This window comes from Sinomicrobium endophyticum, from assembly GCF_052983315.1.
Genome location: NZ_JBRKIS010000041.1, coordinates 219590 through 240994, shown reverse-complemented (window position 1 = coordinate 240994; position 21405 = coordinate 219590). Strand labels below are relative to the sequence as shown.

The following is a 21405-nucleotide window of genomic DNA, read 5'->3' as shown; positions in this document are numbered from 1 at the left end:
TATAGAACATATTGGGATGTCTTATAACAACCACCTTAGTACTTCAAAACAACCTTCCTGCTTCCCTTGCGTTCCTGTATTTTCAACTGCAATTTTTCCTTATCCCCCAGTACAAACTTGGGTAAAGCATAGACAAACCGAAAAGATTGGCTGTTCCGTATCCTTGATGGCATTTTATAGGTATAGATGGGTTCTATTTCCAGCTGTTGGAAGGAGGCTTTCCGCTTTTTGTTCCCGCTTACCCTGTACACTTTTAAAAAATCGATATCAAATGAAATCCCCGAGGTATTGGAAAGTTCCATGATCAGATAGGTTTCCTGACCGTTATAGACCAACCCTTGCAACTGGAGCTTGATGCCCTTTTTGTTTTTGGTTTTGAGACGTTTCCGCTTTGATTTCAAAAGATGTTCGGCAAACCGTTCAAAATATTCCAAACGCAAGGTTGTACTATCCTTCACTTTTTTGGAGGGTTCGGGAGTGGCCTTGATCGGCATTTCATTTCCGATACGCTCTGATTGCGGGATAAAATAGTTCAGTTTGGGAAGCCTTTCGGAGTATTTCAGGATATAGGAGAATACACTTCCGTCCTCGGTGACCACCAGGAGATTACTTTCCACTCCGGGCTGGGCCTGTAACAAACCAAAGTATTGTTCTTTTTCCCGGTTATAGGTAAATACAAAATGCGTTGCCCCGGTAACAGCCTGACGGATAGCCTCGGGAAAGAACAGGGCCACGTTCTTTTTGTCATTGGCGTAAAGGGTGTCCAACTTTTGTTGGGCTTGCAGGTCCCTACAAAACATCAGGGCCAATAGTAGAAGTATTGTTCTCATGGTTCTAGTTTTAATAAGATTTGATAGTCATCCAAAACGGTTACCTTGACCTGTCGGTTGCTCCTTCTAAAAAGTTGTTTGATGCCGCTGACCTGTGGTACCCCGGGGACATTGACATCGTCCACCACATCACCCACCACTTGTCTTTGGACTTCTTCCCGGAAACTGTTTTCGATATAGATGCCCTCACTTCCATCGGCCAGGTCATAGGCCCCAAAGGATATGGGGCGGTTATCGATATGTTCAATGGTGATCAGGGTCCGATTGGGCTTGAAACTGACAAAACCATAAAGAAGGGTGTTCCTTGGGACCATCTTTCCACCGATCTTTGCCGGGCGGTTTAACCGCATCCGGAGGCGATAATGTTGTTTGACGGTCTGGGTACCATCCACCCGGACATATAATTGGCTGTCCGTGTTTAAGCTAATTGCCATTGGATTTTCCGTGGGATCAGAAGCAAAGAAGAGTTGGTGCTCCAGCCCGATTTCCTTGGCAGCAACCTCGCTCTGTTTATTCTTTACTTTTTTGGGGACCGTGTCCTTTGGGATGGGTTTTGGTGCTGTACCGGATATGGACGGGGCATGGCGATAGGTCTTTTCGGTGTAGTCGATCTTTCCCTGGGCATAAATGCTGTCAATGATCCGCATCTTTTCCTTATCGGGAAGATCGGGGTCATAGGTTCCAGTGGAGTCCAGCAAGCGTTCGTCATAGACACTGGGGGCATCGACCTCCCGTTCCTCCTTCAGGGCATCCAAAGCCTCCAGTTTGCTCTTATACTGCTTTTGGCCGTCGCCCAGTTTGGGGACAGGTACTTGGTTGTCCTTGACTTCTGGATCTTCTTTTTTTCTAAAGGTCAGTATGGAATACCCCACGATGAAGAGGACCACTCCAACTATGGTCAGTACTGCTATGAGCTTGTTTTTCTGTAGTTTCATCCTATTGATGTTTAATTTCTTTTTTGGTTGTCATCGGTCTGTATCCTTCTTAAGGAGTTCTCAAAAAAATCGGTGATCAATAGCCCATGGGTGTTGTGGGGAAAATTCCGGTCCACGTGCACCAGGTTTCCGGTAGTGGTCAGTTCATAGGTATCGGTGACCGAACCGCGGTTGATCTTGAAGAGGGTCACCGACCTGAACGGGTACGGCTGCCTTTGAACTTCCAACTGGCTTTCCACCCGGACCACTTCCTGTACGAGTGAATATTGCAGCAATCGGTTATAGACCCCTTCGGCCTGCTTCTGCCGGTAGAGGTCGGTGACGGAAACATCCCCCAGCCAAAGGGCCTTTTCCAGGTTCCTTTCATAGTTGCTGGCATCGATGCCGTAGAAATAGCGGTGGAAGAGCTCCAGGTGTGCCTTGGCCTCCACGGCGAGGTTTTCCCGTTGGAAGACCAGTTGGAGGGGCACCACGGAACCATCACCATTGACCACAAAGGCACTGTCGGTGCTCTCCCGGTGGAGTTTGATGACCAAGAGGACGGACACCACACAGGTCAGTGCCGAAGTAATGACCACGGACAGGACGATAAATCGGTTTGTCTTTAATACATCATAGATATTTTTATAGGGAATCTTCATTTTCATAAGGGTTTTGCACGTTTTACCCACCTGAAAAGAGCCTGAGCACAAAGGTGCTGGCCTTTCGGTAGAGCTTGAATTTTAGCATTACTATAAATCCGATGGAGGCACATTCGACGACGGGGGCAAAGAACTCGCTGCCCCAATCCGTCCCTAATAGGTCTTCATAGAAGTGGGTATTGATCTCCGTATAGAGGTTATTTACAAAGACATTGACCAGGAAAAATGCCGGGACCAACATATATACCCCGGCATAGAGCTTAAAAAAGGTATAGGCCAGGGTACGGAACTTTTCAAACACTGCAAGACTGATGACTAAGGGGAAAAAGGCCTGCATGATACCAAGTAAAAAATACCGTTCCGCCAGGAAAAGGGGATAGATGTATAGATCCAGGAGCCAAAGGACGACCCCTGTTATAAAGGCCAGCATCTTCAACCCATAAAGGGGAGTGACCAGGGCCTCGTATAGGATGGCCATGGCCTTTTTGGTGGCCTCCAGGGCACCCACATCCTGTTCCAGGTCCACGTCCTGTAACTGTAACGGGAGGAGTGCCGGGGCCGTGTCCCTGTACTGGGCCTCAATGGCCACCAGAATGGAGTCAAAGACGCCCAGGACCTGGGTGGAAAAAATGACCAATAGGACGATGGCAAAGTTCTTGGCAAGTTCCGTTGGGGTCAGGCCCCAGGTATGTCCGTCGGTGGTGGCCACGCCCTCATTGTATTTTTTGAGGATGTTGATCAGGAAAAAGAGCACGGCCAGTGCTTTCATCCCCGTGATGGTATACTGGGAGAAGTCACTGTTCTTGATGGTCTGGAAGACCGTGTCCACATATTCCAATCCGATGCTCATCAGAATCCTGTTTCGCGGTTGTTGATCCTGTCCTGCATTTTCCGAAAGGAAATGATTTCTTTGTACCGCCGTGTCCTGCTGGACACCTCGGCGACCATTTCATCCGATCGGGCCTCATGGTCCTTAAGTACCATGGCGCGTTCCGCATCGGTCATTTTCAGGTAGTCGCTGGTCAATATCCTTTCGATGTAGTCCACACTTTCCATAGACCGTTCCAGAATCTCTTCAAAGGATTCCGTTACCCGGTCTACTTCGTCCGGTCTGATATAGGGGGAGTTGAGGATGTCCCGTAGGTCCCCCTGTACCATTTGGAACAGCTGTTGGTTGTTCCGGATCAGTTGGGCCACCGCATCGAGTTGTTGGATGACATTGCTGACCTGTTCGATGCGTTCCTTTTGCTGTTTCAAGAATTCCACGGTCTTTAGCAGTTCGGAGGTCTGTTTGGCGGATTCGATCAGCTGTTTGGCCAGGCTGACAAAATTGGTGTTGTCATACACGGGCATCCCCTGGGCCGTGGCACGGCCGGGCAGGTATATAGCCAAGGTCAGGGACAATATCAAGGTCAGGGCATAATTACCAATGGTATGCTCTTTTAAGACTTTCATGTTGTAGTGTTTTTTTGATTTAAAAATTCTTGGATGGCCCGTTCCATATCCCGGGTCTTTTCATAAATCCGCATGATGGCCTCATTTTCGGCACCATCGGTGAGATAGGCAGCATAGACCTCGGGCGGCACTTCCAATCGGAAGATGTTGCTCTCCTTTCCGATCTTGATGAAGATCTCCGTGTATTTCCGGTCCCCGGTCAGGTTGTTGCGGATGGAGCGCAGTTGGTTCAGGTCGTGTTTGGAGAGATTGAGCCTTTTTTGCAGTTCGTCATAGCCCTTTTCATTTTTAAGGCTATAGATAACCTGGGTGTTCTCCAGAATACTGGCCGAGGTACTGTTTTGGGGCAGCTGGTTGATGGACTGTAGGATGATGCCGATGGCCCCGTTCTGTTTCCGGATGGCCTGGTAATAGAATTCCACGGATTCAAGGACATTTCCGAACTTCAATTGTTTGGCAAACTCGTCGAAGAGAATGATGCCCCGTTCGGAGCGGTTCCGCCATATGGTACGCTGGATGGCCGATTTGATCAATTTGAGCATGACAGAGAGGATTTCCTTATTGTCCCTGACCTCGTCCAGTTCAAAGACGATAAGCCTTTTATCCTCGATCTTATAGGTTTGGTCTTCGCCCACATTGAACAAGAAACTGTACAGTCCGCCCTCCACATATTCCGATAGGATATGTAGAAAGTCATAAATACTAAAATGAGCCTCCTGAATGCCCAGTTCCCGGACAAGGGTTTCCTTGTTGACATCCACGAAGGCATAGAGGGAAGCCAGGGAATGGGACGTCCTGACCTGCCGGTAATAGTGCAACAACACTTTTTTCATGGCCACTTCCTTGCCCTTGGACACTTGCTTGCCCTCGGCCAAGAGTTCCAACAGGAATACAGCCAGGTCCTCCAAGCGCTCCGGGGTCAGGTCGGCTTCCCCTGAAATGTAAAAAGGGTTGATGCCCAGGTTCTTCCCCTGTTCGTAGCGGAGTATGGTATGTTTCTCGGGATATAGTTTGGCAAACTTGGCATAGGAGCCGCCCAGGTCGATGATGACCAAACGGACACCGGCCTCGAAATACTGGCGCAGGATGTTGTTGGCCAAAAAGGACTTGCCCTCCCCGGTGGGGGCAAATATGGCAAAGTTCCGGGCCTTGATGCGTTTCTTTTTTTCATCCCATACATCCTTGAGAACGGGAACGTTGTGCTGGCGGTCATTGAAGATGATACCCGTTGTATCGGAACGGTAATTCGTGTTGTTGATGTACAAGCAGAGGGCGTGCTTCAGGTCGGTCACATACAGGTCTCCATCCGAAAAGTTGGAGGCAAAGCAGGGATAGGAGTTGAGGAAATAATGTTTGCGTTCTTCCCCCTTGGGATAATAGGGGAGCATATCCAGTTCCTTGAACTCTGTTTTGATCTTTGAGGCAATCCTGCCCAGTTGTGCGGCTTCATCGGCCCAAAAGACCACATTGAGATGCCCCCTTATGATACGGGAGCTGTCATCTTCATTGATCCGGTCCACGATATGCCGGATTTTTTTCAGCACTACTTTGTTCTGTGTTCCGAAGTTGGAGCTCTTGCTGAGTTCCTCGATCTTCTTCTCCAATAACTTGCGCCATTTGTGCTTGTCATCCAGGTACAGGATATGGTTTACAATATGGTCTTCGTTAAGGTCGAGGCCCAGTCCGTCGATAAAACCTTGGTGGAAAGTAAAATCATCCGAGGTGAATTTGTCATTGACCTTGCTGCTTTGAAGGGATTCCCCAAAACAGCGCTCACTGTTGATGGCCAGGACATCAAAATGGTGTTCGCCAATGGACACCCCTTTTTTGGTCAGTTGGATATCTGTATCAAAACCCTCGTTGAAGCCGTTGAAATAAGAATGGGTCAATCCCAGTATTGCGTCCTCCCCAATGGGTTCGATGGACACTTTTCTGCTGTTGTTGATAAAGGAAACGGCATCGTTCACGGCCCCGACAAATTCGAGTACCCGGTGGTCCAGTTTTCTATGGATACCGTTTTCGACCCTTCGGAACGGATTGACATACTTGGAGGCTTTCAGGGTCTTGTCCAAGGGCAGCATAAAGAACAGATAGCTTTGGTGCTGCATATGATGCCTCTCTTTGAAATGGTCGTGCGTGGCCTTCTGGAGAAAGGTATCGTTGGGCAGCTGATCGGCAGTATAACAGTTTTTCCGATAGATGTCCTGCTTATGGACCACGGTTCCGGATGGAAGGGACTTGAAAGCCTGGAACCAGCTTCCGTGCAATTCCTCAAAGTCCGTTTCGGACTGGGAATAGATTTCTGGTAGGGAAACCTTATAACATTGGACAATATTGCCATTGGAGGCAAATACGGTATGGCCCTGGATATCCAGAATGGGATGGTGTGCTGAAAAATTAATCTTCTTCATAAAACATATAGCTAGTTTTTTTGTTGCTGATGGTCTGCGGAAATACGTTTTGCCGATGGAACATTCCAGGGTCTTGGCTAAGCCTGGACAGGATAACATATAATATGCCGTTCCAGATCAATACGGATGCAATGGCCCCAAGGCTAAAGGAAAATATGATGACCAAAAGGGAGCTTATTACCGAGATCATCTGTAGGGCGAAATAGGGCAGGGGAAGTCCCAGGACCATTGCTTGTTTCCGGATGTTCTTATAGGGTGCGAACTTTTTCATTAGACCACAATGCCCATTAGATAAGTGAATATGCCGACCACGGCACCCGCAATCAGTACAAAGACCAAAACCCGGGTAATCCCTTTTTTAAGGTCGGCGTTCTCCCCGAAGAAATGACCGGCATTGAACAGGAAGCCCACTAAAAAAATGACGGCCAAAATGATGGGGAATATGGTCCGGATGGTACTGGAAATGTCATTGACCGAATCCTCAATGCCCCCGATCTGGGCCAAAAGGGTTCCGGAGACAAAAAATGATGTCAGGGAAAGAAACAGTGCTTTTTTCATGTCAAAACAATTAAAGGTTCAACTGGTTTTTTGCTTTGAAAAAAGTACTATATTAATCTATGTAAATAGCGGGTAATCAGGTATTTGTGGATAAAATATTATTTGAAACGGATTGGTTTTTTTTGGTGCGGATTGGTATCAAATCCTATGGAAATCCGGAAGGCCCTTGTTGATAACCTAAAAATCGTAACGTATGGAAACTACCAAAAACGTCATTTTCCTCCTATTGGTCCTGAAATTCAGCTTCGTTTTTGGGCAAAATCTGACCGAAGGAAAAATTGTTGTCATAGACCCAGGACATGGCGGAATGGATTCCGGGGCCATAGGTTTAAATGGAATGATGGAAAAGGACATTGCACTGCAAGTGGCCCGTGAGATGGTACGGTTGAACAAGGTATTTCTAAATGATAAAGTGGATATCTACCTGACCCGGTACAGGGATACCTTGGTTTCTCTTTCGGACAGGGCCAAATTGGCCAAGGAGCTCAAAGCGGATCTGTTCATTTCCCTGCACTGCAACCATTCCAATAACCCCAATGCCAGTGGGGTGGAAGTATATGCTTATAAAGGAAAAACCTCTTTTTCCAATACTTCGGTTTGGTTGGGCTATGGGTTACAAAAGGAACTGAATCGGAAATTGGGTTTTAAGAGCCGTGGGGTAAAGTTTGCCGATTTTCAGGTACTGCGGGAAACTGCGAGCGTCTGTCCGGCAGTCTTGGTGGAACTGGGGTTCTTGTCCCAAGGGGATGAGGCCGGATATTTGTTAGGTTATGGAAATATCAGGGCTGTGGCTCTGGCCATTTTAATTGGGGTCGAGGATTATTATGGTACCAAAGCCGCGCCATATGTAATTGAACCTAAATAATTCAGGTGTTGCGCGCAATATTGCTTAACGTATATCCTTTGTGGAATGTCCACAGCCTCTACCATAATTTTTTCCTCTTGGAGACAAGTTTAGGATGACAAAACCTGGCAAAGGTCTGGTTAGGGTGTAACAAAGTAAGTGTAGCTACATCTTTCTATTGTATTCAGAAAATCACTTATGAAAATAGTGTTGCTCACCTTACTCTTGATTGTCCCGATGTCGGGCCTGGGCCAGTCCACAATTGATAGTTTAATCGACTCCGAACATTCCCAAGGGCATTTTAATGGTTCTGTTTTGGTCGTAAAAGATGGTAAAGTAACCCATAAGATCTATAAGGGATTAGCCAATTTCCAGTTCAAGGTGCCCATAGATTCCGAAACACGGTTTCCGATAGCCTCTTCGACCAAACTGTTCACCACCCTTGCCATTTTACGGTTACAGGAAGAGAACAAGCTGGCCCTGAATGATAGCATATCCAGGTTCTTGGATGACCTGCCCTCCTTTTTGCGGAACATTACTGTATCGGACCTTTTGCTCCATGTATCGGGACTGGCGAATGAACCTATCAAGGCCTATATCTCCATGTACGGTCTGGATGATTATTTGGGCACTTTTTTATCCGAAGGGGACCAAGGGCCGGGAACCTTCAATTACAACAATGTGGATTATGTCCTCCTGACGAGGATTTTGGAAACTGTTACGGGAAAGACCTTTGCGCAACATATCCAATCCAACATAATAGATCCACTAGGGTTGAAAAATACCGGAATGGTGGAAGAGTCCGGTATCATTGAACAGTTGGCCTATGGATACCACAATTATACTTTCGGAACAGGGCATGCAAGCGATCCCCTGTATAATGACAGAAGATATTTGTCCAACTATTATGGAGCAGGGGCACTATACTCGACTACCGAAGATATCTTTAAACTTCTCAAAGCCCTTCAACAAAATATATTGATCTCTGAAAAGACTAGGGAGGAATTGGTCATTAGGGCCCAGATGGACCATTATGTGGACTGGTTGGACGGAAAACCTACCTATGGTTTCTTTATCAATGCAGACGGCCTGCTTGGTAGAAGTGGCAACATCGATGGGTTCAATTCCCTGATCTTAACGGACAAAACCTTTCAGGACATGGTCATGATCCTTGCCAATACGGATACGGGGGATCTTACCAAGATCGGAAAGGAAATTTTTGAGCTTATGGCCGATGGACAAAGATGATCATCGATTGGGATAGCATACTTACGGAGGTTTGGACACTTTATCCAAGAAAACGGGAACGACGTGGAGCTTTCCGCCCAACTACGTAAATAATTCATTATGTTGCCATTGGAAAATGTAAAAGCAATGGCAACCATGGAAAACAAATATGTTCTATGTGCTAATGACAAGGCAAACGATCTCTATCAGAATTCTATAGATTCACTGACCGGATCGGAATGTTCGGATTATATGGTCTATGACCTCAAATCCGTAAATAAAGGGGATTTGGATGATATAATGCAGTGGGACGTCAATATGGAGATTGATGAGGGGACTTACAGAATATTGCATCTTGACCTTTGTAAAAAGCACCGGAAGGAAATTCGAAAAAGAAGAAGGATAGTATCGTTAAGGGCGGAGGACGATTCCCTGTAATGGATTTGTCCACGCCGATTGTTCTGTTAGCTTAAAATGGCTGCTACCGATAACTACACTACAATTTTATTAAAACATTTTTAATCTGGTTTCCAGCAAGTTGAAATACTTCTCTTTCATTTCCTCTGAAAGGAAAGAGATATCTATCAACTCCTTCCATTTTGGTACTGCTTCTTGCATCTGCTCCAGAATCACTGCCATTATTTTTTCGTTCAATTGCAATCGTTCTTTAGCCTAGAAGTCTGTTTAGTCTTAAACTTTTGGTTTCCTTTTCTTTAAGTGTCAACTCACTTTCTTCATCGGGATTTTTATGACAATCGAATTTTTTACTGTTATAGCGGTAAAACGAAAGATGGAAGAGCGGAAGAAGGTGCAATCAGCAATTTTAACCTTCTAATTACCGGCATGGCGGTAAAATATCAGTTTCAGTACAGATGATTTCCTTTTAACCACCCTTATTGGTGTATCAACAACATACATTTTCCATACTACTATAATTGAATTCCAATTACAATGTTCATTGTATTGAAATGTTCATGTAACATGAACATCCCATTAATTGCATTGGAAATCATTTGCCTTGGAAGGGGGGGGTGAGGTTTTCTCCCGGCAAAAAGTTTCCAGGGAAAGGCTACAGGAAAAGAACCATTATAACTTATAATTCAAATTGACCATAAGGGTCCTTGGAAATACACGTCTTCTGTGTTCCATAAAATACATCGAATTATATTGGTTGGAAATTTGGCTGACATTGTTGCCCAAGTTATAAATTTCAAGCCCGATCTCAAACGGGGAATCTTCCTTGTGGTAGAACACCTTGGCACCGATCAAATTAAAATATGAACTGTTGGATTGGCTCCTGTTGCTATAAAAATTTTGGAAAAAGGATGCCTCGAATTTCCAATCCTTATAATCATATATTCCAGAAAGATCGATATCCGTGGTAATGGTCCTGTTCACAAAAAAGGGGTTGGAATATTTATAAAATGAGTTGTTGATATCGAGCTCCACATTGGGTGCTTCTTCAAAAGTCGTGCTGAATCTCAGGTCGTTGTTCAGATTTGTTGAATTGTTGAACCGCTCCTCCCCATTGAAAACGGAAATACTGTTCCTGGAAAAGTATGTGTTTTCCAAGGAAACCCTCCAATATTTACGGTTGTACTTGCCCCGTACAGATACATCATAAGAGTCCAGGCCATGGTCCAGTTGGTAGGGTGATATCTCTCCATCGATGCCATCGGATACAATGTTCTGAACTATGGACCTGTTATGTTTTCTATAACCCAGCTTTGTGTACAGACTAAAGCCATACGTTTTTGCCATTGAAAAGGACAACAGTACTCTCTCAGTTGTAGGCTGTGTCAATAAAGGGTCCCCTTCCAATATCCGGTTAAAATCTGAAATGGTGCGTCCGACGAGTCTGGAGTCGGGTTGGGGATTGGTCACGGACATATTGTAGGAGAGTTCGAGGCTTTTTTTCTCATCAAGGTTCCATTCCATTTTGGCAACCGGAAGGATATTGTTGTCAGTATACGAATGATCATTCAGGAGATTCCGATCTTTCCAGGAAATATTCTGGAACACTACTCCAAAATCAACGATAAATGGCCTGCTTATATACCATTTATGTGTCAAAGAGGTGTTCACCTCGGTCAAAAGACTGCTGAGATCATTGGCAAATCCATCAAGATTGACGGCCTGTGATTGGTCAATATCCTGAATGGCCTGATTCTCCAAACTGCTTTTCTGTATTTTGGCATTGAACCCAAAACTGATCATGCTTGTCCTGAACGGTCGGTAATGGTGCTTTAGGTCCAGGTCGAGATTTGAGTATTTTCGTTCTCCTAAATCGCTTACTTCATAGGTGTCCGATTCGGACAAGGGTATGGAAGGTGAAAAAATATTAAAAGGACTGTTCCAGGAGTTGGTATAGGACTCTTTGGCACCGGAGAAACCCAGTTTGGCCGTGGATACATTATTTCCCGAGAACCATTTGTCCATCATGGCATTCATCGAAAAACGCTCCCCATCATGGTTATTTGAAGTGGTATAGTCCCGCTGCCCCTCATTGTTGTTGGATATGTTCAGGCCGTCACGCTCAAGGTTTGTCCTGTCATAGGCAAAGTCCAGCTTCACAACAGTGTACAGGTCCGGAGTGTATTTGTACTTTACTTTTCCGTAAAACATTCTATTCTTGTTGGTGAGATCGTTCGATCTGAGCTCTGTTGCCTGTGAGGGTTGGTACGTATAGTCATATACATCCTGATTAGAGGACCTATCCAACATACCCAGGGCAAATATCCTCAATTCATTGACCTTGTCCGGGTTATACTGAAAATTATATCCCCCGAAATAGTGGTTGTTTTTGTAATAATCTGTGTTCTGTAAAAATTTGCCAATGGGTGAATTGTAGGCATCAATGATGCCATGGACATCTTTGTCCCCCTCCATGGAAATATAGTCGGACAGGGTAAAGGACCTGGACGGGGTATTGTTCATGTCACCTATAAAATTATGTACTGTGGTCGGGGAATATTTGAAGACGCTGGGATGGAACCGGTACCTGTCCTTGTGTCCCAAACCGGATTCTATATCGCCAAAAAGAAAGTTTTTCTTTCCTTCTTTCAGCTTGATGTTCATGACAAGGTTGTCCGAGTTTTCAAACTCCTTTAAAAAAGGGGTTTCGCTGTAGTCCTCTATCATTTGAACCTCACTTACCACATCGGCCGGGATGTTCTTGGTGGCCATTTTGGGCTGTCCCGTAAAAAATGTCTTGTTCTCCACCAGGACCGCCTCCACTTTCTTGTCCTTGAAAAAGACCTCTCCGTCCCGGTTTACGGAGACTCCGGGAAGTTTTTTGAGAACGGCCCCGAGCTTCCTTTCCTTACCGTTGACAAAGGCGTCCACTTGATAGGTAGTCGTATCTTTTTTGAACTCTATCGGCGGGGTGTAATTGATTACCACCTCCTCCAGTTCATTCAGGGCTTCCTGGAGCACATAGTCTTTGGTAGTGGCCATCTGCGTAAAAACGATGCTCTCTTTTACAGGCTCAAACCCTATAAAGGTTATGTTCAGGGTATAGGCTTCGTCCCTTACCACGTTTACTTTGAATGTCCCGTCCTTACCCGACACGGCAAAAGAGGGAGGAATGGCCTTATTGGTAGGATAGAGGACTATATTGGACCCTTCCAGCCCATGGCCCGTAATATCCTTGACAATTCCGGAAAAAGAGGGTTTTATTTGGGCGAAACTGCCTACAGCTACCAACAGTGCTGATATTTGTATGATAAAATGGTTTTGCCTATTAAAATGCTGTATCAATCTTCGGTTACTTTTCGTGCTCTTCTCATCAAATTACCCTTTTCTTCGTTGGTGATCACCCGTCCCGGTGCCATTGCTTTTATCGGTTTGATACCCCCTTTAGGGTTCAATGTTACCTTATCCGCTACAAATATGACATGGCTACGTTCCAATTGCAGGATAAGTCCTGGCAAGCCCCCAAACCCGGCAGGACCATAGGGTACCGGAATCTCGGGAGTGTACCAAGCTTCAATGATGAATTCAATCTCCGTATAGTATTGGACATGGTGTTTTGTGGCCTTGTAACAGGTATATCCATCGATGTCCTTGGACTCGTTTTGTAAGGTCCATCCCTCCATCCTGTCCTTATGGGAGACAATGTACATAGAGTCCTTTATTTTTTTGTTTCTAAACGGGGTGTTCTTCTTGGCGTCTTGGTGCCAGGGCCTATCTGAATAGGCTATTATGGAGGCGGCTTTTCCCATAAACTCGTCATGGGGCACTCTGGGCAGTTCTTCAAAATAGGATTGATGGCCATTGTATCGGAGTGCATATCTCATGTCATTGATCTCAAGTGCCGTTTTTCTCTTAAAATCCTTATCCTTCTCTACATTGGGCATATCATAATAAATGCTATGGTACTCAACCAACCCTTCCTGGGCATAAGTATGTAATCCTACAGTTAGGAAAACTAGGATGGTGATTAAATTTTTTATCATAATTCTAAATATATTAAGAATACGGGACTGCCCAAAAACTGGATAGTCCCGTACTTTGATAGAAATCCCCTTTTTACTGCTGGTCCTCCATACACTGATCGTAGGCCATTTCATAAAATTCATTGACATCCCCACCTTGTGCGGCGCCATGCTCGGCCATTGCACAGGCATAGGCATGACAATCCTGTGGTGGTGCCGGGTTTTCCATTGCCGTACCGGCCATCATGGGATAGGCCATAAATGCTACGGCCAATAATACAAAAGCATTCTTCATAGTTAAAAAATTAATGGTTAATAAATAAGTTACTCTTTAGTGTCTTTGTCTAAATTTGCATACATTTTTGAAATATCCTCTTCTATGGAATAGAAAGGAAACTCCACAATTCTTCCGACTTCCTCACCATCTTTGATAAAAATGACCGTGGGTACATATTTGATCCCGTATTTTTTTATGGGAGCCCTGGGATGTCGTTTTTTTTTATCGACATTATACAAGGTTGTTCGGTCTTTGGATATTTCCAGACTATCCATCAGCTTCAAAAATTTCGGAAGGAACATTTTGGTATCGTGGCACCAGGTACCCATAAACACCAAAAAATGACTATGCTCCAAGTCCCTGACCATTTTGTCAGTAAATTTATAAGTCGGAGCAAAATCAACATACTTCTTCGAGAACCACTTCAGATTGTACAGGATCTCCATTTCAGTGTTGTCGATTAATCCAACATTGATGTCTTTTTGGGAAGTTGATGTGAATGGAACCAGAAGAAAAGTAAAAATCAATAAATTGAAAAAATGTCTTTTAACGGTAAAAAAAATGGTTTTTTCACTTTGGTTTATGATATTGGTGGCAAAAAAGAATTCTGGATAATCACTCAAAATTTTCAAATTTTAGTGTCTAAATTCGTACGTAGAAAACTCGATTAATACTTATTTGAAAGTAGGAAAAATATTCAATAAATAAACAAGTATAATGTATATGTGGTATTGAAACTTGTATATGTGGTATTTATCGGCAATAAGTGATTTTATGATTTTTTGATAGGGAATTAGAAAACATAACCTCAATGAAGGTGTCACGGTTTTGGTGGCATTTTAAAATCCTCATCCACGGGCTGGTACCTGTATGTGCCTCCGTCCATGATCCTGATGACCCTGTATTTGGTGGAGTCGTCAATTTCCCCGATGGAATTGGCGTAATGGAGTTTTACATAGACTTTGGGATTGTTGAAAAAGGGCGGGTTTCCCCTTAGGTCATCACCTTCCCGGACGCCTACGATAAAGAGTACCTGTCCGATGGATAGCCAGGTGCTTTCCCGCAGGTAAAAGCCATACTTTTTGCCGTTCCGATAATATTGTTCGTAGATGTTCAATAATCCATTTCGGTCCATGGTCACTTTCTTTTATCCTTGGTCTTTGCACTAAAGGCCACCAGGTTGAAGAGCTCCCGCATCCTGCTCCGTACCCGGTTGCCGTAACGTTCTTCCAGTTCCTCCGCATTGAGATTGGAAGTGGCATGTGTCCTCACCTTATGCTTAATAAAGAGATCGTAGCGGGAGAGTAATATTTCCCCGATGACATTGCAGTCCTTGCCGAAATGCCGCCCGGCGGGTTCTACCCCCAGGTCGTCCAGACAATAGAACCTTCGGTCGCCATAATGTTCGATGACGGTATATCCGATGTTGTTGAATCCAAACACGATGTTCCGTGTGGGGATGACCTCATAGGGCCGTTTGTGGGGCACCATGTGCCGGAGCAAGCGCATCAGGGAAGTCTTGCCGCAGCCCACCGGTCCTGTGAGCAGGAGCCCTTTGTTGGTATCAATCCCGAATTTGCCACAGACACCCCGATCCCCGATAAAGTAGGAGCAAAGCTTAAAGAGGGTCTCCCGGTCTTCCTCGTGGATCTTGAAGTTCCTGCCGAACAAGAGTTTCCCCTTGGCATCCAGGTAAATGAGCATCTTGTCAAAATCGTATTGGATACAGTTCCCTTTAAGTGTTCCAAGGGGGTATTGCACAGCGCCTTCGATGATGATATGTGGGTTCTTGTTGCTCATAGGGGATCGTCGTAGGTTTTATCGGAATTGGTTCCCAGGTTGTCCGGATATGGGACACTGGAGCCCGGTTTGCCATTTATTTTCGAGCCATTGAAGTGCCTTTTTTTAAAGAACGGTGGTTTGTTATGGTTTGTTTTGTTTTCTATAGTTTGAATATGTTTTATTATAGGTACCACTGCTTGTCCATTGCTTGTCCCGATTTTGGTACGGCTTTGGTCCACTACTTGTCCAGTACTTGTCCCAAAATCGAACATCTTGATGCGGCTTCCCTTATAGGGATTATGTGAGGGCGTGTACAGGATATAGTCCCAATGGCTCAGTTCCTTGATGCAGCGGTGGTATGTGGACTTGGAACCGATCTTGGCAAGTTCCATGACTTCCTCCCGGTTGATATAGAACCCGTCCTTAAAGAAGTTGATATTCCACAATTGGAACAGGGCCACATAGAGACTGATATGGGTGGGGTTCAGTCGGCCGTCCTTGGCAAACTGTTCAAATACCCCGTTCAGATGTTTGATATAGTTGACATCCTCCATCAAAACTTGGCTACCCTGTTGTTTTGCATCAATTGCGCTATATCTTCATAATCATAATAGAGCGTACCCCCGACCTTGGTATAGGGAAGGGTACCGTTGATCCTCAAATTCTGTAGGGTTCCGGACGAAATGCCCAACAGCTTCATGACTTCCGGGGATTTGAGCCATTTTTTGACTGGATGGCCGTTGTGGTTTTGCAATAGTTGCTTGATGTCGTCCAGGAGTTCTAGTTTGAATTCCATCAGGTCTTCTGTTGTAACGATTGATGCTCCCATAATAAAACGGTTTTGTGATAAGGGACCACTGCTGTACTGTCACCTACTTTAGTGGCCCCTCAGCTGATTTGACTTTCGTTGTACAAACTTGATGGGATTTGATGGATTTTTTTCCCAAGACGCACCCAACTTGGGTGTTTTTTTCCTCGCATTTTATCTGCATTTGTTTGGGGGGTTATGGCACCTGGCAAAGGTTGGCACCTTGCTAAAACATAACAGATTTTATGGATGGACCTTCATTTTCCAAAATACCCAAGATGTACCCAAGTTGGGTGTTTTTACTCGTCCAGTTCACGCATTTTCTGAAGAAGGGAAACTTTGAGACCATCAAGGAATTTAGTCGGGTTGATCTTCCGGGAACGGATTTCCAAAAAGGTGTGGTAGTAGTCGCCCAGATCGATCCTAAAGAGCTGCTCTGAAATATAGGCGAGTTCCTTGATGTCTGCCAGGCCGTGATTGATGGCCCCAATACTGTGGAGGGCATAGATTAGTTCTATCAGATCGACCTTGTTGGCCGTCCAAAAGAGTTTGGTGAATTTATCGAAAGTAGGGCCGTTTGTTTCCATGCCATTGTAATTTTCCAATTTGTCGATTTCGGACTTCAGGTACACGATGAGCATATCGTATGCCAGGATGGTAGCCACCGTACTATCGTGACTGGTGGAGAATTCTTCATCGGAGAAACAAAAATGGGTGTCCAGACCAAGGCGGACATCCGTTTTACCACGGAGGAAGTACTGCTGGTCCAGATAGGTGCTGTTACGGCGGTAGTAATGATAGAATTCCAGGTTGTCATTAAAGTAGTCCTGTAATTTGCGGATATGGTTATAGAAGTATTTGACCTGGGATTTGTTGCTGCCCCTGGGCCGTTTGCTCTCAATGTTGAAGAGTTTGGCGTAATAAATGAGTTTACTGCACAACCTTGGTTTGATCTTCTTGAAAAAGGCAATTTCATCCGGAACGGAAGCAAATGCGTTTTCCAGAACCTGTTTCCGCATGTTGCGCATGGCCATCCTGGAATACTTGATCCCTTTTTCGGCCTTTACCAGCACATCTTCCGTTTCCTGTTCCAAAAGGTCCAGGTCCTCATTGAGTTTTTGCAATATGTATTTATGGGTGTCCATTTCTCTTTACGATTTTTTGGCCCCATAGCTATTTCTCCCCAAGTTCCTGTTGTCGAAAATCCGAAGGTGTAAGGGAAGTGTGTTTTTTGAAAAAAAAGCTGAAATGCGAGGATGTCTTGAATCCCAATACATTCCAGATCCTGGTAATGGGGCTTTTTTTCCGCAGCATTTTTAAGGAGGCAACAACCAAACGTTCCTCAATACATTGTTTTGCCGTTTTCCCAGTGATGTCCCGGACCACTTTGGTCAGGTAATCCGGGCTCACATAAAGGGCATCCGCATAGAAGTGCACGGTATGGTGTCTTCTGAAATGGGTTTCGAGCAATTGTAAAAACCGAAACGCAAGGACTTGATGATGTTGCCATTCGCTTACCGTTTCCGGAAGGTACTTCACATGGATTTCCCACAGTTCCTGCAAAAAGGACCGAATCTCCCGATGCCATTGATTGCAATGCCGTGAATTGTGATGCAAGGCCTCCAAAAACCTGAGCCGTTGTAGCAGCAGGGTTGCATCCATGGCCTTCAAGGAAATCTTCGAAAATCCCAGGTTTTCCAGAAAGCAGAGCAAAGCCGGGTTGTTCCGGAACAAGCCTTTTCCATAAACGTGGGCAGGGTCCAGGGACAACACCCAGAGGGCTGCCGTGTGGTTGCTGATTTGTACCTTTTTGGGCGGGATACCGATCAACAAGCAGAGATCTTTGGAATTAAGGGTGACCCTGTCCCTATCAATTTCGATGTCCAGGTAGCCGTTGTCCACCATCAAAAGGTTAAAACGGTTTTCCTCCAGCATGCTTTCCAGCTTCCGGATAGGATCCTTAAGGTCTATATGAACAACGGAATAGGGACGGGGTAGATCCTGTTCCATGGCGGTTATTTGGTTAGATATGGGATGTTGGATTAATAGCTGTCCGTCCGGTATATCCTGGCCATAAGGTGTATAAATAGCATCAGGATATTGGCCAGTGCGATCAGGTAGAGCAGGATGGCCGGCCCCCTGGTCCCGTGGATCTCTGTGCCACCGTCGAACAGATGGGCGACCACCATCAGATAGGAGTGTACTTTGAACGCGAGAAGGGCCAGTACCACATTGAAGGCCATGAGCAAAACGATTAGGACGTTGAGCAGCCTGTTCCCCAATTTTATATAGGGTTCGGTGTAAAACCGATCAAAAAGGCTCATAGCGCGAGGTGTAATAGACGGCCAGGGCAACTACGGTCACTGTATTTTCCAAAGATTGGGCGACAACGGGTGACTTGTTTCCGACCCCTATGTCCCAGTCCTCGTCCTCACGGTCGCCATCATCCGCATAGAGCGTTAGGTCAATATGGCTTATGAGGGAGATGGTGGTCAGGATGACCCTCCGGTCTTCCTTGGTCCAGGTGGTCTGTTGGGCCACTTCAAAACCGTAGGCCTGAACATAGTCCTGCCGATCCCCGGAATTGTCGGGGGGGAAACCGGTAAGGGTATTGAGAAAGGCCAAAAGACTTTCTCTTGCAGGTTCTGAAAGGGTAAAACCTTCCAAAACGGTTTCAATGCGTTCATCACTGGTGGGCATGGCCGCCCCGGGAGGTACATCCACGGAAGCGGATAGTTTATGCCCATGGTCGATGAACAAGGACCGTACTTCCCGGTCTATATCGTCAAAACTCCAGAGTGAAATATCTTCGGTCTCATGATGGGCCAAAAATTCCCGGTATAGCTGTCCGGCCAGTCCGTTGCTGTTCGTAGCACGGGCGGAATCGGTAGGGGAAGGTTCCATGCGCAGGGCATGGGGTTCGGTGTTCATTTCATGGTCAGGGCTACAGGATACGGTAAGGCATACCATACCTATACAAAAGATTGCCAAAGTTTTCATGGTGTAATTGTGTTATGTCCGATTTTGGTTTCAATCGGTTCATTCCACCCGGGTAAGCAGAACCAGACTCTTGGAATCCTTGGACAAAACTATGTGCAGCATACGGGCGCTGCAAGGCAGTGATAGTGCGTTTTCCGAAAATGATACCTACATTTTCCGAAAATAATAGTGTGGGTTTTTTATGTTAAAACAACACGTATTTTGGACAGATTTTGCTAAATTTGAGGTTAGCCTTAAGATGGATGTATCTGGTTTTCAGATCCTATCGGTCAATGGATTAGTTTACTGGCAATCAAAATTTCCTGCCTTACATTGCCAGCAACCAACCTAACACCCCTAGCTATGTATGTATCAACCTATGTGGCCGTATATGTTTTTTCCCTTTTTGCGGTATTGCCACTACAACGGACAGAAAAAGGAACCGACTCCATAATGGACAAAAGCTATGACGTGCTTTTTGACACCATCAGGACCACTAAGGACCGGGCACGTGAAAAGCGCTATCTCCAGGCTTTTTTACATAAGGCCCAAAAGGAGAACAATGTTGAGGAGATCGTCAACGGCTACAAGAACTACCTGCACCATTCCGAAGAGCGATTACGGCATACCTATGCGGACAGCATGATTTCTGTGGCCCGGAAATCAAGGGATTCCGCCCTGATCGGGGCCGCCTACCTCACCAAAGGTTTCGTTTATTATGGGGAAAAGGACCATACCAGGGCCCTGGACCATTATATCATGGCCTATGATTACCTGAAGCATACCGAGGATGCCTACCAAAAACATAAGGTGCAGTACATGATAGGCCATATCAAGTACTATCTGGGATACTATGGCGATGCCATCCGGCTGTTCCAGGACTGTATTGCGTATTATGAAAAGCACAATACCCGTCCGTACCTGAACAGCCTGCACTCCCTTGGCCTGTGCTATAACCGGATGGGCAATTATGGGCTGTCCACCGAGACCAACGCCAGGGGATTGGAGGAGGCCGACCGTTCGGGCAACCATAGCATGGATGTCTATTTCAAACATTCCGAAGGGGTCAACCACTATTTCAGGGAAAATTACAAACTGGCCGTTGAGACCCTGGAAGAAGTCGTGCCCCAAATAGCGGACAAGGGCGACTTTGCCAACGAATCGGTAGGGTACTTTTATATAGGCCGGAGCTATTGGGCCCTGAAACAACCGGATCGGGCAATACCGTATTTCAAAAAGGTGGACCAGATCTATAACGAACGGGACTATCTGCGGCCGGACCTCCGGGAAAACTATGAACTCCTCATTGACCATTATGGGGAACTGGGCAACAACGAAACCCAATTGTACTATATCAAGCAGCTCCTAAGGGCCGATAAGTCCCTGGGCAAGACCTACCGTTACCTATCCGGGCAGATCCATAAGGAATATACCGAGCGGGAACTCCTGCAAAAAGAAAGTGAAATAGAAGCACTCCTGGCCGACAATAAGACCAGCGACCTGCGTTGGGGCATGGCCACCGGCTTGTTGGTTATTGCCGCCTTCATTTTGGCCTATCGCCGTCTCATGGACAAACGGAAATTCAAAAAATTGATGCAGGAGATCAAGGAAGGCGGCCCCAGACCGAAGGTAGAGGATGCCAGACCGGAAGCCCTTGACATCAACCCAGTAGTTGCAAAGGACATATTGAAACAGCTCCAGAAGTTTGAAGAGGGCAAAGGTTTTTTGAAGGAAGACCTGAACCTGGTCAAACTGGCCGCCTCTTTCAATGCCAACAACAAATACCTATCCAAGATCATTACCCATTATAAGGGCAAGGGAATCGTGGAGTACATCAATGACCTGAAGATAGAACACATCATCGACCTGTTCACGCACCAAAAGATATACCGGAAATACAACTATAATGCCATGGCAAAAGAAGTCGGGTTCAGTAGTGTCCAGCGTTTTGTACGGGCCTTTAAACACCGTACCGGCAGTTCCCCGGCCTATTTTTGCAGGGTCTTGGATGAGCAGGAAGCATACCAGGAAGGGGGCAGTGAGGCCCTGAGCAATGCTTAATCGTGGTTTAGGTGGGTTCGAGGAACTATTAAGGAAGTCCACCCGTCAAAAGGTTGAAAATACCAATATCAGATTATGTATTATCTTTCCCTGCTACGTAAGAAAAAACAAATTTCAAAGGCATTCCACAAAAGTGGTGAAACTGGCAACCAGGTCGCTAC

Annotated in this window: 25 protein-coding genes; 4 read left to right on the top strand and 21 right to left on the bottom strand. The window is 45.6% G+C overall.

Annotated features, from left to right (window positions below; translation table 11 throughout):
- Positions 1 to 35: 35 nt before the first annotated feature.
- The 8 genes from ACVBDU_RS16320 to ACVBDU_RS16285 are packed head-to-tail and all read right to left on the bottom strand — an operon-like array spanning position 36 to position 6830.
- Entirely contained in the window at positions 36 to 830 is a 795-nt protein-coding gene (locus ACVBDU_RS16320) for a DUF4138 domain-containing protein (protein ID WP_447180791.1), read from the bottom strand.
- Complete coding sequence (gene traM / locus ACVBDU_RS16315) at positions 827 to 1765, bottom strand: conjugative transposon protein TraM (protein ID WP_447180790.1); 939 nt, start codon at positions 1763 to 1765, stop codon at positions 827 to 829. Before traM ends, ACVBDU_RS16320 begins: the two co-directional genes overlap by 4 nt.
- An 11-nt stretch (positions 1766 to 1776) precedes the next feature.
- The gene (locus tag ACVBDU_RS16310) at positions 1777 to 2406 is read right to left on the bottom strand and encodes a conjugal transfer protein TraK (RefSeq protein WP_447180789.1); all 630 of its coding nucleotides are present in this window, start codon (positions 2404 to 2406) and stop codon (positions 1777 to 1779) included.
- Positions 2407 to 2428: 22 nt separating this feature from the next.
- Entirely contained in the window at positions 2429 to 3256 is an 828-nt protein-coding gene (locus ACVBDU_RS16305; protein ID WP_447180788.1) for a hypothetical protein, read from the bottom strand.
- Complete coding sequence (locus ACVBDU_RS16300) at positions 3256 to 3861, bottom strand: TrbJ/VirB5 family protein (protein WP_447180787.1); 606 nt, start codon at positions 3859 to 3861, stop codon at positions 3256 to 3258. Before ACVBDU_RS16300 ends, ACVBDU_RS16305 begins: the two co-directional genes overlap by 1 nt.
- On the bottom strand, positions 3858 to 6272 hold the full coding sequence (locus ACVBDU_RS16295) for a TraG family conjugative transposon ATPase (protein WP_447180786.1): 2415 nt from the start codon (positions 6270 to 6272) through the stop codon (positions 3858 to 3860). Before ACVBDU_RS16295 ends, ACVBDU_RS16300 begins: the two co-directional genes overlap by 4 nt.
- Positions 6259 to 6543 (bottom strand): VirB3 family type IV secretion system protein, encoded by a 285-nt coding sequence (locus ACVBDU_RS16290; protein WP_447180785.1) that lies wholly within the window; start codon positions 6541 to 6543, stop codon positions 6259 to 6261. The genes ACVBDU_RS16295 and ACVBDU_RS16290 overlap by 14 nt, the downstream gene beginning before the upstream one ends.
- Positions 6543 to 6830 (bottom strand): hypothetical protein, encoded by a 288-nt coding sequence (locus tag ACVBDU_RS16285; protein WP_447180784.1) that lies wholly within the window; start codon positions 6828 to 6830, stop codon positions 6543 to 6545. Before ACVBDU_RS16285 ends, ACVBDU_RS16290 begins: the two co-directional genes overlap by 1 nt.
- 193 nt (positions 6831 to 7023) lie before the next feature.
- On the opposite strand from ACVBDU_RS16285, the gene ACVBDU_RS16280 reads away from it, so the two are divergent.
- The 3 genes from ACVBDU_RS16280 to ACVBDU_RS16270 all read left to right on the top strand — a co-directional run bounded on the left by ACVBDU_RS16280 (position 7024) and on the right by ACVBDU_RS16270 (position 9339).
- Positions 7024 to 7695 (top strand): N-acetylmuramoyl-L-alanine amidase family protein, encoded by a 672-nt coding sequence (locus ACVBDU_RS16280; RefSeq protein WP_447180783.1) that lies wholly within the window; start codon positions 7024 to 7026, stop codon positions 7693 to 7695.
- Positions 7696 to 7872: 177 nt separating this feature from the next.
- Positions 7873 to 8922 (top strand): serine hydrolase domain-containing protein, encoded by a 1050-nt coding sequence (locus ACVBDU_RS16275; protein WP_447180782.1) that lies wholly within the window; start codon positions 7873 to 7875, stop codon positions 8920 to 8922.
- A gap of 99 nt (positions 8923 to 9021) precedes the next feature.
- Entirely contained in the window at positions 9022 to 9339 is a 318-nt protein-coding gene (locus tag ACVBDU_RS16270; protein ID WP_447180781.1) for a hypothetical protein, read from the top strand.
- A 69-nt stretch (positions 9340 to 9408) separates the two neighbouring features.
- On the opposite strand, the gene ACVBDU_RS16265 is transcribed toward ACVBDU_RS16270, so the two are convergent.
- The 13 genes from ACVBDU_RS16265 to ACVBDU_RS16205 form a co-directional block, all read right to left on the bottom strand.
- Positions 9409 to 9555, bottom strand: coding sequence for a hypothetical protein (locus tag ACVBDU_RS16265; protein WP_447180780.1), 147 nt, complete (start codon positions 9553 to 9555; stop codon positions 9409 to 9411).
- 432 nt (positions 9556 to 9987) lie between these two features.
- Complete coding sequence (locus tag ACVBDU_RS16260) at positions 9988 to 12660, bottom strand: carboxypeptidase-like regulatory domain-containing protein (RefSeq protein WP_447180779.1); 2673 nt, start codon at positions 12658 to 12660, stop codon at positions 9988 to 9990.
- Complete coding sequence (locus tag ACVBDU_RS16255) at positions 12657 to 13358, bottom strand: GLPGLI family protein (RefSeq protein ID WP_447180778.1); 702 nt, start codon at positions 13356 to 13358, stop codon at positions 12657 to 12659. Before ACVBDU_RS16255 ends, ACVBDU_RS16260 begins: the two co-directional genes overlap by 4 nt.
- 73 nt (positions 13359 to 13431) lie before the next feature.
- The gene (locus tag ACVBDU_RS16250; protein WP_447180777.1) at positions 13432 to 13632 is read right to left on the bottom strand and encodes a hypothetical protein; all 201 of its coding nucleotides are present in this window, start codon (positions 13630 to 13632) and stop codon (positions 13432 to 13434) included.
- A gap of 29 nt (positions 13633 to 13661) precedes the next feature.
- Positions 13662 to 14060: a thioredoxin family protein gene (locus ACVBDU_RS16245; RefSeq protein WP_514372384.1), complete on the bottom strand. Its 399-nt coding sequence runs from the start codon at positions 14058 to 14060 to the stop codon at positions 13662 to 13664.
- Positions 14061 to 14434: 374 nt separating this feature from the next.
- On the bottom strand, positions 14435 to 14749 hold the full coding sequence (locus tag ACVBDU_RS16240) for a hypothetical protein (protein ID WP_447180775.1): 315 nt from the start codon (positions 14747 to 14749) through the stop codon (positions 14435 to 14437).
- A gap of 2 nt (positions 14750 to 14751) precedes the next feature.
- Positions 14752 to 15414, bottom strand: a complete 663-nt coding sequence (locus ACVBDU_RS16235; RefSeq protein ID WP_447180774.1) for an ATPase — start codon at positions 15412 to 15414, stop codon at positions 14752 to 14754.
- A complete protein-coding gene (locus tag ACVBDU_RS16230) occupies positions 15411 to 15950 on the bottom strand; it encodes a hypothetical protein (RefSeq protein WP_447180773.1) in 540 nt (179 codons plus the stop codon). Before ACVBDU_RS16230 ends, ACVBDU_RS16235 begins: the two co-directional genes overlap by 4 nt.
- Positions 15950 to 16225: a helix-turn-helix domain-containing protein gene (locus ACVBDU_RS16225; protein ID WP_447180772.1), complete on the bottom strand. Its 276-nt coding sequence runs from the start codon at positions 16223 to 16225 to the stop codon at positions 15950 to 15952. Before ACVBDU_RS16225 ends, ACVBDU_RS16230 begins: the two co-directional genes overlap by 1 nt.
- Before the next feature lie 278 nt (positions 16226 to 16503).
- Positions 16504 to 17349 carry an RteC domain-containing protein gene (locus ACVBDU_RS16220; RefSeq protein ID WP_447180771.1) on the bottom strand — a complete coding sequence of 282 codons (846 nt, stop codon included), beginning with the start codon at positions 17347 to 17349 and terminating at the stop codon, positions 16504 to 16506.
- A gap of 28 nt (positions 17350 to 17377) precedes the next feature.
- Complete coding sequence (locus tag ACVBDU_RS16215) at positions 17378 to 18214, bottom strand: helix-turn-helix domain-containing protein (RefSeq protein ID WP_447180770.1); 837 nt, start codon at positions 18212 to 18214, stop codon at positions 17378 to 17380.
- Positions 18215 to 18246: 32 nt separating this feature from the next.
- A complete protein-coding gene (locus tag ACVBDU_RS16210) occupies positions 18247 to 18528 on the bottom strand; it encodes a hypothetical protein (RefSeq protein WP_447180769.1) in 282 nt (93 codons plus the stop codon).
- Positions 18515 to 19204, bottom strand: a complete 690-nt coding sequence (locus ACVBDU_RS16205; RefSeq protein WP_447180768.1) for a hypothetical protein — start codon at positions 19202 to 19204, stop codon at positions 18515 to 18517. The genes ACVBDU_RS16210 and ACVBDU_RS16205 overlap by 14 nt, the downstream gene beginning before the upstream one ends.
- 342 nt (positions 19205 to 19546) lie before the next feature.
- Here ACVBDU_RS16205 and ACVBDU_RS16200 point away from each other — a divergent pair, with 342 nt between their 5' ends.
- Positions 19547 to 21244 (top strand): helix-turn-helix domain-containing protein, encoded by a 1698-nt coding sequence (locus ACVBDU_RS16200; protein ID WP_447180767.1) that lies wholly within the window; start codon positions 19547 to 19549, stop codon positions 21242 to 21244.
- Positions 21245 to 21405: the final 161 nt, after the last annotated feature.